Origin of the sequence: Gilvibacter sp. SZ-19, assembly GCF_002163875.1 — a bacterium.
Classification (GTDB): domain Bacteria; phylum Bacteroidota; class Bacteroidia; order Flavobacteriales; family Flavobacteriaceae; genus Gilvibacter.
The window spans coordinates 1290654-1304658 of sequence record NZ_CP019333.1; the positions used below are offsets into that span (position 1 = coordinate 1290654).

A 14005-nucleotide genomic window follows, 5' to 3' on the forward strand; every position below is an offset into this window, starting at 1 on the left:
AATTAACGGATGGCGTAAAGGTAACAAAACGTCCAAACAAAAAGGAGCTAATTTGATAAGTTATGGATTGAACTTTACTTTTTAAGATCGCGAACAGACTAACAAGTGCGAATCTTTTAAAATTCAAATCCAAAACTTCTGTAAAGTGAGAAAAATGAACAAGACCATCCATGCCGAATTGCGCGAATTGGCACAGGAAATATTAGACGGGCCCAAGGTACTTAGTGCGGTAGACCTCAAAGAGAAGGCTCAAAGACTCTATGAGAAACTCACCATATTGAGTCATCTGGAAGCTCAAGTTGGCGTAGATCCCTTGACCACCCCAGTGCCCGATAGTGAATCCTTAGACTCCAAGAGCTATAGAGAACAGAATTGGTTTACCGAACCTAAACCTGTAGAAAAACCAGTACACGACGATGAACTGGTAGAACCGCTTATAGAAAAGATCAAAGATATTGTTGCACAAATGCCAGAGGAGTCTCAGAAGGTAGACGCCTTGCTAGAGGAGGTCTTGCCCAAAGCCAAATACATTAAGAACGACCTAGAAGAACTTGCCGCCGATTACAAACACACTCCAGTGTTTGAACGCAAGCAAGAAACTCCACCAACACCCACCGCAGTAGAAACTCCAGAAGCTCCAGAAGCTGCCGAAACTACAAATAATTCGGTGGACAAACCGCTTTCGCTTAATGATGCCTCCGCTGCTAAAGCACAGATAGGGCTCAACGACAGGATCGCATTTATCAAGCATCTTTTTGACAACAAGCCAGAGGACTATGCTCGCGTAATGTCTCAACTGGACACCTGCGATTCGTTTCAGCAGGCCCAAGATTTCATCAACGGCCAAGTAAAACCGGAGTATAATTATTGGTTGGAAAAACAAGAGGTTGCAGAGCGCTTTATGAGCATAATAGAGCGCCGATTCTAAGCTTATGCATCCGGGAAAGCTTGTTTACTGGGCCAGCACAGTGGCCATATGCCTTATAATGGGCTATTCTGCAAGCATGTATTTTACCAATACGGAAATGGTCGAAGGTTTCTTCAGACGTTTCAGCTATCCGGATTATTTGGTAATTCCGCTAGCTATAGCCAAAGTTCTGGCCATAATCATGATCCTTTGGAGAAAGATCCCATGGCTTACCGAGTGGGCCTATGCCGGATTATTCTTTGACTTAGTACTCGCCTTTTTTGCCCACGAGCGTTTAGGAGATTCCGTTACCTTTGTACTGTTGGCAGCCATTGCGCTGCTACTATCGTACTTTTTTGGTAAATACTATCGATGAACGCTTCACTTTATTTGGTACCCACGCCGATAGGCAACCTAAAAGATATCACCTTGCGAGCTTTAGAGGTGTTGCAGTCTGTTTCCCTTATTCTAGCAGAAGACACCCGTACCAGCGGGAAACTCCTTAAACATTACGAGATCCTTACTCCGATGCGTTCGTATCATATGCACAATGAGCACAAGGCTACTGCGGCTGTAGTTGCGCAGATGCAGGCCGGACAGACCATTGCTTTGATTTCTGATGCCGGAACCCCAGCAATTAGCGATCCGGGTTTTCTTTTGGTTCGAGAGGCTTTGGTGGCCGGTTTGGAAGTGGAGTGTCTGCCAGGAGCGACTGCTTTGATACCTGCCCTGGCCGCAAGCGGTTTGCCTTGTGAGCGATTTGTTTTCGAAGGATTCTTGCCGGTTAAGAAGGGCCGTGCAACGCGGTTAGATGGTCTTAAAGACGAATCTAGAACTATGGTGTTTTACGAATCTCCGCATAAGCTACTCAAAACTTTAACGCAGTTCGAAGAGTTGTTCGGAAGTGATCGCAAGGCTGTTGCTGCCCGAGAAATAACTAAACTGCACGAAGAGTTGGTTCGTGGAACCCTATCAGAAATAAAAAGGCACTTTGAAACCAAAGCGCCTAAAGGTGAATTTGTTTTGGTGGTAGCCGGAGCTTCTTAAAGATGCTTCCCTTTATTCCAACCGTGTTTTCCTAAATACTGATTGCCGCTTTCTACAGCGCCATCTTCAATAGAAGTTCCCATAGAGTCGTTCCAACGATTCAGATACCCGAATAAAGAGATCACACCGAGCATCTCAACGATCTCACCTTCGTCCCAGTATTGGTAGAGACGTTCTTTGATCTGATCATCTACTTGGTTTGGAACCAACGAAGCAGCTAGTGAAAAATCAAGCGCAGCGCGTTCGGCTTCGCTAAAGGCAGGGTGGGTGCGGTATTCCCAGATATTGTCTAATTGCTCTTGTTCTGCTCCATAACGTTCTGCGGCACGAATGGCATGCGCTTGGCAATAACGACAGCCGGTAGAATTACTACTTACCCAAGCGATCATGCGTTTTAAGGCTGAGGTGACACGTCCTTCGTTGGCCATTACCGCTTTGTTAAGGTTAATGAAAGCCTTGCTAATGGCCGGTCTGCGTTGCATGGTTAGTACGCTGTTTGGGCAAAAACCAAGAGTTTCGTTGAAAAATTCGGCCAGTTTGGCGGTTTCCGGATCGTGGTCCGGAGAAAGTGGAGTCACTAAAGGCATGGGTTCAATTTTTTATGTTGTGAATTTACAAATTTAAGGCGGTGAATCGGGGGATACCTTACACAAAAAACAGACTTTTGGCTACCTTTACCTGCAGAATAGAATCCGCAGTCACACCTCAGCAATGATGCAATGGAACCTCAAAGAAAAACCAGATAAAGCTACTGTACAGCAGCTCGCAACAGCATTAGGTATACCAGAAGCTGTGGCAATATTACTGGTTCAACGTGGTATCACAAGCTTTGAAGAGGCCAAGGACTTTTACAGGCCTTCCTTAGAGGCATTGCACGATCCCTTTTTAATGCAGGACATGCAGGCAGCTGTAGCTCGAATTGAGCGGGCTATAGCAGAAGAAGAGCTTATTATGGTATATGGTGATTACGATGTTGATGGCACCTGTAGTGTGGCACTTATGGCTTCTTATTTGTTGCAAAGGTATCCGCGGGTAACCACGTATATTCCAGATCGTTATGCCGAAGGCTATGGGGTTTCGCTTCAAGGCATTGATTTTGCACACGACAATGGGGTTGGACTTATTATAGCTCTGGATTGTGGGGTCAAGGCCATAGATCAAGTGGATTACGCCGCCAAAAAGGGTATAGATTTTATTATTTGTGATCACCACTTACCCGGGGACGCCTTGCCGAATGCAGTAGCAGTTTTGGATCCGAAGCGATCGGATTGCCAATATCCGTATAAAGAACTTTGCGGTTGTGGCGTTGGTTTTAAACTCATACAAGCCTTGGGGCAGAATCGCGGAGAGCAGCTCCAGGATCTACTGCCTTATTTGGATCTCGTTGCGACTGCTATCGCCGCAGATATTGTTCCGATGACAGGTGAGAACAGAGTACTGGCCGCTTATGGGCTACAAGTGGTCAATGAGAATCCACGACCGGGAATCCAGGCACTATTAGGACAGCGAGATAAAGAGACCTATGATATCTCTGACCTTGTCTTTGTAGTTGCCCCTCGCATCAATGCAGCTGGTAGAATGAAGCACGGAGATTATGCAGTGGCTTTGTTAATGGCGGATGCAGTTGATTCTTGCCTTGCATTTGCTCAAGAGATCGAGGCTTTCAATGCTTCTCGTAGAGCGACAGACGAGCAGATCACCGCAGAAGCTTTAGCTAAGATCTTGGATGAACAAGAAGAAGATAGGTCAACTACCGTGGTCTATGAACCCCATTGGCACAAAGGAGTTATTGGAATAGTTGCCTCGCGACTAATTGAGCAATATTACCGGCCTACTTTGGTGATCACCAAATCTGGAGAAGTCTTGGCTGGCTCTGCTCGTTCTGTTAGTGGTTTTGATGTTTATGAGGCCTTAGCCGCCTGTAAGGACCATATGATTCAATTCGGGGGCCATAAATATGCGGCAGGTTTTACTTTGGAAGAGGCCGAATACGAGAATTTCAAAGCTGCCTTTGAAAAAGTAGTCGGGCAAACCTTAGACGATTCCTTAAAGATTCCCCAGATCAGCGTGGACTTGGAAATTTCATTTGCAGACATAACTCCCAAGTTCTATAGACTCATAAAACAGTTCGCACCATTCGGTCCGGGAAACCGCACTCCGGTTTTTGCTACTCGAAATCTGACAGACAGCGGTTGGGCAAAACCAGTTGGGTCAGACGGATCACATCTTAAGTTCAAAGCTACAGATGGACAATTCGCTTTTGACGCCATAGGATTTGGTCTGGGAAAGAAAATCGATCTGATCAAAGAAAAAACACCTTTTGATCTGGTTTACAGTTTGGATGAGAACCATTGGAATGGTAGGGTAAGCTTACAGTTACGCGCAAAAGACCTGAAGAAGGCAGAATCCTAGCTGCATAGCGTAGAATTATGTACTTTTATTTTTGCAAAGCAAGGCCAAGGCTTTGTTCAACTAACGCAATTTTTCTGGGATGAAACAGATAATAATATTCTTATTGCTCATCATTGTGGGCATATTGGGCTATAACGCCTACAGTAAATACAAGAGATTCAATCCGCCAGGTTCAACCTACCAGGCACCGGCCAATATTGACCTGAATTACTACGATCAGGAGGTTGTTGCAGATTATCATCAGGCGGTGGCTAAAGTAAATGGCCATGTGGCTCAGATGTGGAGTTTTCACAGTATTGATGTTAGAGCCCCTAAGAAAGACAACGAGGCCACCAAAGCTGCTGTAGCCACTTATGAAGAACTGATGGCCAAACTAAAAGGTCTTGAAGCCAAGTTACAGGAATCTGCTAGGCTTAAAGAAGCAGGCATGAACAATGTTCAGATAGAGGCTAAGGAAATGGGCTTAGATACTGCAAAGGCCTCTTTAAAGAGCAAAAAAGAAATGCTTTTGGGGTGGTTAGAAACGGCACCATCAGACTTTGAATTCGGTATTGGATCGGAAGGCCCTTTGGTCTATGAAATTCAAGGTATTTTAATTAAGATGGGTTACCAGATGGAACACGATGGAATCTATCAATTAGCTACCACTAATGCCGTAGAATCATTTGAAAGAAAGAATGGTTTTTATGCCGATGGCCGAATGGATCCGTTAACGGCTTATGCGCTTTTGGCGAATTAGAATTAAGCTTCGAAAGTCTTTAGTTCAAAGGTCTCTCCATCAAACACACCATAGGTATAATGGTTTATCCAATCGCCAAGATTGATGTATTTCGACTGGGGGCCAACAGCGATCTGCATAGGTAAATGCCGATGACCAAAGATCAAATAATCGTAGTGCTTGCTCTCCAGTTTACGCTTACAATAGTGGACAAGCCATTCTCCATCTTCGCCCAGAAATTTTTTGTCTTCGTCTCCGGAGATAAGCTTGTTCTTTACCGATAAGTATTGCGCTAAGCGCATTCCCAGGTCTGGGTGAAACCAGCGAAAAAGCCAATTGAAGAAAGGGTTGGTAAAAACTTTCTTCATGCGTTTGTAACCAGTATCGCCAGGGCCTTTTCCATCTCCATGACCCAAAAGGAACTGCTTGCCATTGAACTCGAATTCCTGAATGTCTCTATAAGTAGGAATGTTCAATTCTTCTTCAAAATAGGACTTCATCCAAAGGTCGTGGTTGCCAACAAAAAAGTAGATCGGGATACCACTGTCGCGAATTTCGGCTAGTTTACCCAACACCCGGACAAAGCCTTTTGGCACTACCGTTTTGTATTCGAACCAAAAGTCGAAGAGATCTCCTAGCAGAAAAATAGCAGCAGCGTCGTGTTTTACTTCATCTAACCAACGGACAAATTTCTTTTCTCGCGGCAGACTCTCCTCTGGCGTTGGAGCACCTAAGTGATTGTCACTGGCGAAGTAGATTTTCTTTCCTGCAGGGATTTGCATGCGATAAAGATAGTAAATGCGCCTCTAGTTCTCAGAAGCGAACCACTCGGCAAAGCTAGTGGCGGTCTCTTGAAGTTTTAAGGAGTGCAACTTTATGCCATCTGGTAAGCGTTTGGCTATCTTCTCGGCAAAGTCAATCACCATCATTTCGCTGGTGGGCTGATAGTCAACCAGAAGCACATTGTGCCCTCTGTCTTGTAGCTCTTTCGCCAATTCCACATGCGGCGTATTCTTATTAAATACCGTTGCGTGATCAAAAACCTCTACGATCTCTTCTTTAACGATCTTTTTCAGGTCTCCAAAGTCGATGACCATGCCGTGTTTTACATGAGAGGGATCGGTAATGGGCTGCCCAATCACAGTCACATACAGGTTGTAACTGTGTCCGTGTACATTGCGGCATTTGCCGTCATAGCCCCACAGGGCGTGACCGGTTTCAAAAGAGAACTGTTTGGTAATTCTGATGTTGCTCATAGTTCCAATATGCGATGCAAAGGTATCAATTATGTGGTTCGCGCAAGGCCGTAATACTTATTTTTATACTTGATAATCAGGGCTAAGGCTCGGTACAGTATCCACACCAGCAGGGCGTACCAGATCCCATCCATCTGCCAACCAAAGTACTTGCTAATAAATAAAGTTGGGATAAAACCTAAAAGCGTAGAACCCAAGAGCACATTACGCAGGTATTTCATCTCTCCTAAGCCTTTAAAGACCGCGTCTAAAGTAAAGGCCATGGCACTAATTGGCATGGATATTAGTACATACCAAAAAATATCGTCGTACACAGCAAGCACTTCTGGCTCTTTGTTAAATAACACTCCCAAAGGTGTATAAAAGACAAGCCCCACTGTGATTAGAATAGCACTGACAATCAAATTATAACCACAAACTTTTTTGGTTAATGACCATAGGCCTTTGTAGTCCTGCCCGCCCAGTAAACGACCCCCTAGAATATTTCCGGCAGCCCCGTAACCATCTAAAAAGAAGGCAGCAAAGAGCCAAAGATTAATGGCTATGGTGTAGCCCGCAATTTCGTTGTCACCCAAAGCCGTGGCTTCTCTTACTGCCAGAATTAATGCGGCATTCAAGGCCAAGGAACGAATCACCAGATTACCCCACATGCTCACCAAACGTTTTACCTCTGGGTGCAAGGTCTTTTTAAAGCGCAAGGAGACTTTGGTCTTGGTTTTGAGCAGCACGGTCACTAATATGGCCATTACCGCTTGAGCGATCAAGCTGGCCCAGGCAGCACCTTTGATGTTCATAGGCTCAATAAAGCCTTCAATGCCGTATACCAAGGCAAAATCTAAAATAATGTTCACCACTACTCCCGTAGTTGCTACGATCATGGGCCAAAAGGTATTCTGTAAGCCGCGAAATATGCCAAATATTGCAAAGGTGTATAGTGTGAGGGGGAAGCCCCAAACGCGAATGTTGTAGTAATCTACGCTGTAATCCAGAATTCTTCCATCGGCTTCCATAAGAATAAAGATCTGCCGCGAAAAGAAATAAGTACTCGCCAAAATGATCAGGCTGGTCAACACATTAAAAAAGACAGCTTGCGCCGGAAAGCTGCGGAGTTTATCTAAATTCCCAGCTCCTAAGTTTTGACTGATGATAGCCGTTATGGCAGAACGAGATTGCCCCAACACCCAAATAAAGGTAGAGAGTAGTGTACCGACTATACCTGCCGCAGCCAGCGATTCTTTACCAAATTCGGGGATGTTACCCACCACAGCCGTGTCGGTGAGCGAAAGCACAGGTTCTGCTATCCCCGATATTATCGCTGGGATGGCCAGTTGCTGTATCCTTTTAAAAGAGATATCAACCAAGAGCTTTAGGATTTAAAGGCAGTTCGTAACAATAAAAAGGGTGCTCACTTTGCTTAGGGAAGTATATATTGCCCAATCGTTTGTATCCACGCGCTTCGTAAAACTTTTGATTCCTGTGATTCTGGCTAAAGGTATCTAGCCGGATGGATTCCACATTGTTCACTCTTGCAAGCCCTTCTGCAAAATCCATTAGTGATCTGGCTAAACCCTGACCTTGAAACTCAGGATGCACCGCCAACCGATGTATGTAATATTGCTTTCCATCTTTGGTGAGCCAATCGATCTCCTCGTATTCGGCATCTTTGCGGGTGGAAATGGTTATGGTACCGGCAAGGATCTCGTCTTGAAATAAGAGGTAGAGCTCTTGGCGTTTTAAGTCGAGCTCAAAAGCCTCTTTAGACGGATAATGCGCATTCCATTGGTAGATCCCACGGGAGATCATATCCTGAGCACAAGCCTTTGTAAGGGCCAGTATTTGAGGTATTTCTTCTTTTTTTGCGAGCCGAATCATTAATTCGCATTACTTTTGTACAAAGGTAATTAAAGCCACCACCAAAATGAAGAAGATAATCGTACCGGTTGGAAATACCGAAAACGGAATCAACAATTTGAACTATGCTGTGAAGTTTGCATCCATGAGTGGTGCCACGGTTTATTTGGTAAATCTATACAGAGAGTTCTCTAAAGTGGGTGGGCTTACCAAGGTGAATGAATTACTGCACGAAGAGAGTGAAGCCCAACTGCAAAAGATCATTGATTCTGTAGATACTGGCGACGTAGAAGTTTTGGCTCGTGCTATTAAAGGCGATCCTTTTGAAGGGATTACCCGCATTGCCAATCAGTTGGAGGTTGATCTGATGATCGTTTCTCCGCAGAGCATCGACATCAAAGACGAGGTGTATTTGGGGAGTATCACCGGGAAGATCATTAAAGAGACGGACATTCCGGTCTTGGTGATTCCTCAGGATTATATTTTTAGAAAGGTGGAGGTGATCTTGATGGCTATTAAAAGCGGCAAGATCGTTAAAGAAGGCTTGTTAGATCCCCTTAAAGCAATGCTCGACCTTTTCTCAGCCCGTTTGAATGTACTACATGTGATAACTCCAGACACAGATGACAGTGACTTGGAGCACGACGCCGCATTGAAGGCCTTAGAAAATAATTGCACCACAACAGAGAATGCAACCATTTACCAAGGGGTGTTGGAGCACTTCCAGTCTAACAATCCTGATATGTTGTGTGTGATTCGCAGAAAGCGCGGATTCTTCCAAAAGCTGTGGGAAACCTCGGCGGTTATGAAAAAAGACTTTTACACCAGCAAACCTTTGCTGATCTTAAGCGGTCAAGAATAAAATTTTATTATTTTTGCCTTCCTGCTTCGCTGCTGACGCAGCTTCGCAGGACAAAGTCCTAAATGGGGATGTAGCTCAGTTGGCTAGAGCGCTTGACTGGCAGTCAAGAGGTCGTCGGTTCGAATCCGATCTTCTCCACATCAAGCAGAAAATCCATGCCGAAAGGTGTGGATTTTTTTATTCCCGAAACCCGTCGAAAATTCATTTTCGTAAGGGTTGAGGAATAAAAAAATAAAAGCACGCGAAGCGTGGTTTGTATTTTCTATTTGCAGGAGTGCGAGTTATTTCGGAACATTTTTCGAAGAAAAATGAATCCGTGAATGTTCGGAACATTCAACGCCAGTTGAATGAATCCGAATCTTATTTTGTGCTTGAAGTCAGCACCAGACAGAGTCTGGCGCTAGCGAGGGGTCATAAATTACCAAATACTACCTATTTTGTCTATTCCTCCAAATATGATAATACCTTTTCTTTCTTGCTTTGTACGAAGAAACTTATGACACAATTCATCTTTTTCACTAAATGTAATTCCATCTCCTTCTAAGAAGTCATTTTTAGCTTTCGCATTTTCAATGAACTCGTAAAAATAATCTAATCGCTCTTCGGTATGGACATTAAACGTATATCCTTTTAAGCGATCATCGATAAGCCCAAAATAGTAAACAACTTTCTTCTCAGAACCTAAAATAACCGTTTTGGTTTTAAGTGAATAAATCTCAATATCCTCTCTTATATTACTACTGCCAAAATACTCTATTTCGGGATGCAAGTTTTTCAAAGAATCTAATGAAATTTCTAGCTCATAATCATTTAAACCCATTGATGAAAGTGAGAGCTTGCAGCAATCTTTACTGCCAGTAATAATAAATGTAAGTACTAATAAAAATAATTTCATAGTGTAAAATTCAACGATTTAGTATTATTTTTTATTCTCTGAATCATTTTCTTCTGCACCAGTTGTATCTAAATATACTCTGTGTATAAATGCCCCCGCTAGCGCCAGACTCCGTCTGGTGCTTCAATAACCAAAAAAACCAATCTCATCAATTTCAAGAATAGAACCTTTTCCAGAGAAGTTGCGCGCGCTGCTCCATTTCCAATGAGAAGGTTTAGTTACAAATCCAGCCTTTACAGGATTGTTGTGAATATAATCTAATTTTTGTTTTATCACTTTATTACTCCAAAGCTCAATAGGATGGTTATGATGTTGCCAAAATTGGAAATGCCAGACATCATTATTGCCTTTTGCAGCAATACTAAACATAGATAAAAGCCATTCCTTACGACTTTCTCTAGAGTGAGATTGAATCGTCTCAAGCAGTTGCTTGGAAGTAAACCTTTTAAAATCTCTTAACAAGGACGAATGTTCTCCATGTTTTGATCTAAAAATCAGATGAACATGACTAGGCATAAAACAGAACGCATAAACTTCCATACCCTTATTTGCTCTACAAAAGGAGAGACTTTTAGCCAAAACATTAAAGTATACCGCACGGGTAAAGACATCGACCCAATTAACAGTAGCAAATGAAACAAAATATGCTGCAGTTGGATTATGGAATTTGTATTTCCTGCTCATAATCCGAAGCTACAAAAGAGATTCTGCAGATATCTATTGTAATTGAACTCATTTATGAATTTACAGTTATGGTTCGATAATTTATAATTAGCACCGGACGGACAATACAGCACCAGACGGAGTCTGGCGCTAGCGTGGGGAATAGCGCCATCGTGAAGTGAACTTGTTCTACTTCACGGGGCGCCCAAACAAAAAAAGCCCACCTCTAAAAGAGACAGGCCTTTTATTAAAGTTCAAAAAGTGGTTATTTCTTCTTAAAAAGCCCCGCAATAAACAGCACCACGGCCGCACCTATGGCTCCTTTTAAAATATCGCCAATAAAGCCGTCAATGAAGTTGATGCCCAGTTCGGTGAACAGCCATCCGGCAACTGCGCCGCCTACGATCCCCAGGATGATGTTCATCAAGATACCAAAGCCGCCGCCGCGCATGAGTTTTCCAGCTAGCCATCCGGCCAGTCCGCCAACAAGTAATGAATACAAGATTCCCATAATAGTGGTATTTAGTTAGTTCCTTCAAGTTACGGCTTCTGTGTGCAAAATCAAAATATCAGGGTCTGGCCTTTAACAGCTATTTAGGTTTCCGCAGCTACTTTTTAACAACGCCTTACGAGTATCCATTCACATTTTTCCCGTAGTTAGCGCATGCTTTCTAACCAACGCATTTTACTTTATCTATTCTTGCTGATGGGCACTGTCTGTTTTGGGCAAAGTCTAAGCGGCAGAGTCACCGACGAACAAGGCAAGTCTCTAGAAGGGATCACAGTGATCAACATTAGCAAAGTCAAAGGAACCGTAACCAATAATAAAGGTGCTTATCAGATCAGTTATACCGATGGAGACACTATTGTCTTTGCCGGATTGGGGTTTGCGAATTTCGAGTTTGTCGCTAAGGATCTGCCCGAGGATATGGGACCATTAAATATCACCATGACCCCAGAAACCACAGAACTTGATGAGGTTGTGGTAAATTCGGACCAACTCTCTGACGAACAAATTGCCGAGATCATAGAGCAGAACTTTGGGGCGATCATGCCTACCAAAGTGCTCAGCAATGCGGAGAAAAAACTCTATTCTGCATCTTCTGCTCACGATTATGGCGCTGTCTCCTTTGACTATATTTTGAATCTCATAAACGGCCGGATCAAAAGTCTTAAAACCCTAAACAATTGGGAAAAGCAAGATGCTCTGATCGACAAGCTACAGGCTGCCTTACCAGAAGAATTCTTTAAAGAGGAGTTGGGCTTGGAAGCCGCTGAGATCTATCCCTTTTTATTGTATTGTGTGGAAACTTCTAGCGCTGTTCCGACTCCGGATAAATTAAATTTAAGCCTTACGGAATTCCTGTTGGTCAAATGGAAGCAGTACCAAGAGCAACGGGATTAAATTTGGTTTTCTCCTGCTGAGGTTTTAGCTTGCTGATACCGCAAACCAATCCAGACCATGCGCTTTTATCAAAGTATCTTCACATTAACTCTAATTCTCATTCCTGTCTTAAGCTTTGGGCAGATCGACTACAAGGTTGCCGATATTCCGGAGCAGTTGTTAGCGGATGCCAATAGTACTGTTATTGAGCACAAGGTAGAGATCGATATTCCAAACAACAGAAAGATCATTAGCTGTGAACGCCGAGTGATCACGGTGCACAATAAAGCCGGAGATAGGCATGTCGATGCCTATGTGAACTACGATAATGAGACCAAGGTCAAAAGTTTAAGAGTAGATGTGGTCGATGCCAATGGCAATCTGTTGGAGACTTTCCGCAAGCGTGATTTTGAAGACGTAAGCGCCGTGAGCGGCGGAACCCTTTACAGCGACAGCAGGGTACTTTTCTTAAACTATACTCCCACGAGTTATCCGTACACAGTGATCTTTGAGAGCGTTGTAGAGAGTGATAATACCTTCTTTATTCCTCGTTGGACCATGTATCAGAACACCTATTCTAGCATATGGAACAAATACGTTCGCATTAAATACGAGCCAAGTTTAGGCTTGCGGTATAAGACCTTTGATCCTAAGGGTCAATTTGAAGTGGAAGAGCAAGAAGGGTTTCTAAAGATCTCTGTGCGTGAGCAAGGAGTTATTAAAACAGAAGAGATGAGCCCGAGTTTTACAGATTTGGTGCCTACTGCGCACTTCGGATTGAGTTCTTTTAGTATAGACGGAATAGAGGGACAAGCTAGCAACTGGCAGGAACTCGGAGCCTGGCAGTATCGCAATCTTGTTGCAGGCTTGGACGCCTTGCCTCAAGAGGTTGTGTCTAAGGTGAATGCTTTAGTTGCAGATGCACCGAATACCAAAGAAAAGGTGCGCCGAATTTATGAATTCATGCAAAACAATACGCGCTATATCAGTGTTCAATTGGGCATAGGCGGACTCAGACCCTATCCGGCTAACGAAGTCATTGAAAAGGGCTACGGCGATTGTAAAGGACTCACCAATTTGACCATGGCGTTGCTAAAAAGTCAGGGGATAGAAGCCAATTATTGTGTGGTGTGGGCCGGACGCCATCAGCGGAGTATCGATAAGGATTTTGCCTCTTTGCAAGGCAATCACGTGATCTTGAATGTACCTTTGGAAGAAGAAGAATTGTGGTTGGAATGCACCAGCCAGACCATGCCCTTTAACTTTCTAGGCAACTTTACAGACAATAGAGATGTAGTTGCCCTTACCCCAGGGGGTGGCATCATTAAACGCACACCCAATTATACTATAGACCAGAATACACTGGACACCAGCGGCACCTTTAGTTTGGACACAGAAGGGACCATAAGTGGAACGGTGAATTTGGTTTCTAAAGGCATTCAGTACGATATAAGAAGCGCCTTATTGCACGAAGATCAGAAAGATCGCATCAGCAGCTATAAAAGCTACTGGCGCTATGTTGACAATCTGGAAATTCAAAGCATAGGCCTAGAAGAAGATAAACAAGAGATCAGTCTCAGTGAAGAAGTAGTTATCTCGGCCAAAGATTTTGCCAATTTCTCTAATGAAAAGGTGATAGTGCCTGTCAATGTTATGGACCGTTACAGCTATATCCCGCGCCGTTATAAGGAGCGCACTCAAGAGGCCGTCTTGTTACGTGGAGGGGTAGACAATACCAGTTTTCGTATTGAGATTCCCGATGGTTATGTTGTCGATGCGCTGCCATCGCCTGTAGTTATAGAATCTAAATTTGGCAGCTACACTTTACTGGTATTACCCGACGGCGACAAGGCCGTACAGGTGAATCGGACCTTGGTTTTACAGAATTTTCGAGCCGCCACAGATGAATACAAAGAACTGCGCAGTTTTATGCGAACTGTTGCCAGAAGCGATGCGGCTAAAATGGTGTTGCTTAAACAGTGATCCGTAATTGGACCAGTAGCTCCTATA

16 protein-coding genes and 1 tRNA gene are annotated in these 14005 nt (G+C 43.7%); 9 read left to right on the forward strand and 8 right to left on the reverse strand.

Annotation, left to right across the window (positions count from 1 at the left end; translation table 11 throughout):
- Window positions 1-154: 154 nt before the first annotated feature.
- From BTO09_RS05925 to rsmI, 3 genes are read left to right on the forward strand one after another with little or no spacing between them, the layout of a single operon-like run.
- Window positions 155-928, forward strand: a complete 774-nt coding sequence (locus tag BTO09_RS05925) for a hypothetical protein (protein WP_087523889.1) — start codon at window positions 155-157, stop codon at window positions 926-928.
- Window positions 929-932: 4 nt separating this feature from the next.
- Window positions 933-1283, forward strand: a complete 351-nt coding sequence (locus tag BTO09_RS05930; RefSeq protein WP_087523890.1) for a DoxX family protein — start codon at window positions 933-935, stop codon at window positions 1281-1283.
- Entirely contained in the window at window positions 1280-1954 is a 675-nt protein-coding gene (gene rsmI / locus BTO09_RS05935) for a 16S rRNA (cytidine(1402)-2'-O)-methyltransferase (RefSeq protein WP_087523891.1), read from the forward strand. Before BTO09_RS05930 ends, rsmI begins: the two co-directional genes overlap by 4 nt.
- Here rsmI and BTO09_RS05940 read toward each other — a convergent pair.
- Entirely contained in the window at window positions 1951-2541 is a 591-nt protein-coding gene (locus tag BTO09_RS05940; protein ID WP_087523892.1) for a carboxymuconolactone decarboxylase family protein, read from the reverse strand. The genes rsmI and BTO09_RS05940 overlap by 4 nt on opposite strands.
- Window positions 2542-2668: 127 nt before the next feature.
- Here BTO09_RS05940 and recJ point away from each other — a divergent pair, with 127 nt between their 5' ends.
- Window positions 2669-4366: a single-stranded-DNA-specific exonuclease RecJ gene (gene recJ, locus BTO09_RS05945; protein WP_087525503.1), complete on the forward strand. Its 1698-nt coding sequence runs from the start codon at window positions 2669-2671 to the stop codon at window positions 4364-4366.
- Window positions 4367-4445: 79 nt separating this feature from the next.
- Window positions 4446-5105, forward strand: a complete 660-nt coding sequence (locus tag BTO09_RS05950) for a peptidoglycan-binding protein (protein ID WP_087523893.1) — start codon at window positions 4446-4448, stop codon at window positions 5103-5105.
- A gap of 2 nt (window positions 5106-5107) precedes the next feature.
- Here the strand turns inward: BTO09_RS05950 and BTO09_RS05955 are convergent, their stop codons facing one another.
- Genes BTO09_RS05955 through BTO09_RS05970 form a run of 4 tightly spaced genes read right to left on the reverse strand, consistent with a single transcriptional unit; the run spans window position 5108 to window position 8212 of the window.
- Window positions 5108-5866, reverse strand: coding sequence for a UDP-2,3-diacylglucosamine diphosphatase (locus BTO09_RS05955; protein ID WP_087523894.1), 759 nt, complete (start codon window positions 5864-5866; stop codon window positions 5108-5110).
- A 24-nt stretch (window positions 5867-5890) separates the two neighbouring features.
- Window positions 5891-6340, reverse strand: coding sequence for a 6-carboxytetrahydropterin synthase (locus tag BTO09_RS05960; RefSeq protein WP_087523895.1), 450 nt, complete (start codon window positions 6338-6340; stop codon window positions 5891-5893).
- 29 nt (window positions 6341-6369) lie between these two features.
- On the reverse strand, window positions 6370-7701 hold the full coding sequence (locus BTO09_RS05965; RefSeq protein WP_087523896.1) for an MATE family efflux transporter: 1332 nt from the start codon (window positions 7699-7701) through the stop codon (window positions 6370-6372).
- Window positions 7694-8212: a GNAT family N-acetyltransferase gene (locus BTO09_RS05970; RefSeq protein WP_087523897.1), complete on the reverse strand. Its 519-nt coding sequence runs from the start codon at window positions 8210-8212 to the stop codon at window positions 7694-7696. Before BTO09_RS05970 ends, BTO09_RS05965 begins: the two co-directional genes overlap by 8 nt.
- A gap of 46 nt (window positions 8213-8258) precedes the next feature.
- Here BTO09_RS05970 and BTO09_RS05975 point away from each other — a divergent pair, with 46 nt between their 5' ends.
- Window positions 8259-9053 (forward strand): universal stress protein, encoded by a 795-nt coding sequence (locus tag BTO09_RS05975; RefSeq protein ID WP_087523898.1) that lies wholly within the window; start codon window positions 8259-8261, stop codon window positions 9051-9053.
- Window positions 9054-9117: 64 nt separating this feature from the next.
- Window positions 9118-9191 (forward strand) — tRNA-Ala (locus BTO09_RS05980).
- A gap of 280 nt (window positions 9192-9471) precedes the next feature.
- Here BTO09_RS05980 and BTO09_RS05985 read toward each other — a convergent pair.
- The 3 genes from BTO09_RS05985 to BTO09_RS05995 all read right to left on the reverse strand — a co-directional run bounded on the left by BTO09_RS05985 (window position 9472) and on the right by BTO09_RS05995 (window position 11122).
- Window positions 9472-9948 (reverse strand): hypothetical protein, encoded by a 477-nt coding sequence (locus tag BTO09_RS05985; RefSeq protein ID WP_157663437.1) that lies wholly within the window; start codon window positions 9946-9948, stop codon window positions 9472-9474.
- A gap of 123 nt (window positions 9949-10071) precedes the next feature.
- Window positions 10072-10632: a transposase gene (locus BTO09_RS05990; protein ID WP_087523900.1), complete on the reverse strand. Its 561-nt coding sequence runs from the start codon at window positions 10630-10632 to the stop codon at window positions 10072-10074.
- A gap of 244 nt (window positions 10633-10876) precedes the next feature.
- Window positions 10877-11122: a GlsB/YeaQ/YmgE family stress response membrane protein gene (locus BTO09_RS05995; protein WP_087523901.1), complete on the reverse strand. Its 246-nt coding sequence runs from the start codon at window positions 11120-11122 to the stop codon at window positions 10877-10879.
- A gap of 153 nt (window positions 11123-11275) precedes the next feature.
- Between BTO09_RS05995 and BTO09_RS06000 the strand changes: the two genes are divergently transcribed.
- Both BTO09_RS06000 and BTO09_RS06005 read left to right on the forward strand, forming a co-directional pair.
- Window positions 11276-12016, forward strand: coding sequence for a carboxypeptidase-like regulatory domain-containing protein (locus BTO09_RS06000; RefSeq protein ID WP_087523902.1), 741 nt, complete (start codon window positions 11276-11278; stop codon window positions 12014-12016).
- Between the two features lie 57 nt (window positions 12017-12073).
- Window positions 12074-13978, forward strand: a complete 1905-nt coding sequence (locus tag BTO09_RS06005) for a DUF3857 domain-containing protein (RefSeq protein ID WP_087523903.1) — start codon at window positions 12074-12076, stop codon at window positions 13976-13978.
- The last annotated feature ends 27 nt before the right edge of the window (window positions 13979-14005 follow it).

Bases quoted from the DNA above. Each gene is read 5' to 3' on its own strand.
- BTO09_RS05975 (WP_087523898.1), top strand. From the start codon at position 8,259: ATGAAGAAGATAATCGTACCGGTTGGAAATACCGAAAACGGAATCAAC.
- BTO09_RS06000 (WP_087523902.1), top strand. From the start codon at position 11,276: ATGCTTTCTAACCAACGCATTTTACTTTATCTATTCTTGCTGATGGGC.
- rsmI (WP_087523891.1), top strand. From the start codon at position 1,280: ATGAACGCTTCACTTTATTTGGTACCCACGCCGATAGGCAACCTAAAA.
- BTO09_RS05925 (WP_087523889.1), top strand. From the start codon at position 155: ATGAACAAGACCATCCATGCCGAATTGCGCGAATTGGCACAGGAAATA.
- recJ (WP_087525503.1), top strand. From the start codon at position 2,669: ATGCAATGGAACCTCAAAGAAAAACCAGATAAAGCTACTGTACAGCAG.
- BTO09_RS06005 (WP_087523903.1), top strand. From the start codon at position 12,074: ATGCGCTTTTATCAAAGTATCTTCACATTAACTCTAATTCTCATTCCT.
- BTO09_RS05970 (WP_087523897.1), bottom strand. From the start codon at position 8,212: ATGATTCGGCTCGCAAAAAAAGAAGAAATACCTCAAATACTGGCCCTT.
- BTO09_RS05985 (WP_157663437.1), bottom strand. From the start codon at position 9,948: ATGAAATTATTTTTATTAGTACTTACATTTATTATTACTGGCAGTAAA.
- BTO09_RS05960 (WP_087523895.1), bottom strand. From the start codon at position 6,340: ATGAGCAACATCAGAATTACCAAACAGTTCTCTTTTGAAACCGGTCAC.
- BTO09_RS05950 (WP_087523893.1), top strand. From the start codon at position 4,446: ATGAAACAGATAATAATATTCTTATTGCTCATCATTGTGGGCATATTG.
- BTO09_RS05990 (WP_087523900.1), bottom strand. From the start codon at position 10,632: ATGAGCAGGAAATACAAATTCCATAATCCAACTGCAGCATATTTTGTT.
- BTO09_RS05940 (WP_087523892.1), bottom strand. From the start codon at position 2,541: ATGCCTTTAGTGACTCCACTTTCTCCGGACCACGATCCGGAAACCGCC.
- BTO09_RS05995 (WP_087523901.1), bottom strand. From the start codon at position 11,122: ATGGGAATCTTGTATTCATTACTTGTTGGCGGACTGGCCGGATGGCTA.
- BTO09_RS05955 (WP_087523894.1), bottom strand. From the start codon at position 5,866: ATGCAAATCCCTGCAGGAAAGAAAATCTACTTCGCCAGTGACAATCAC.
- BTO09_RS05930 (WP_087523890.1), top strand. From the start codon at position 933: ATGCATCCGGGAAAGCTTGTTTACTGGGCCAGCACAGTGGCCATATGC.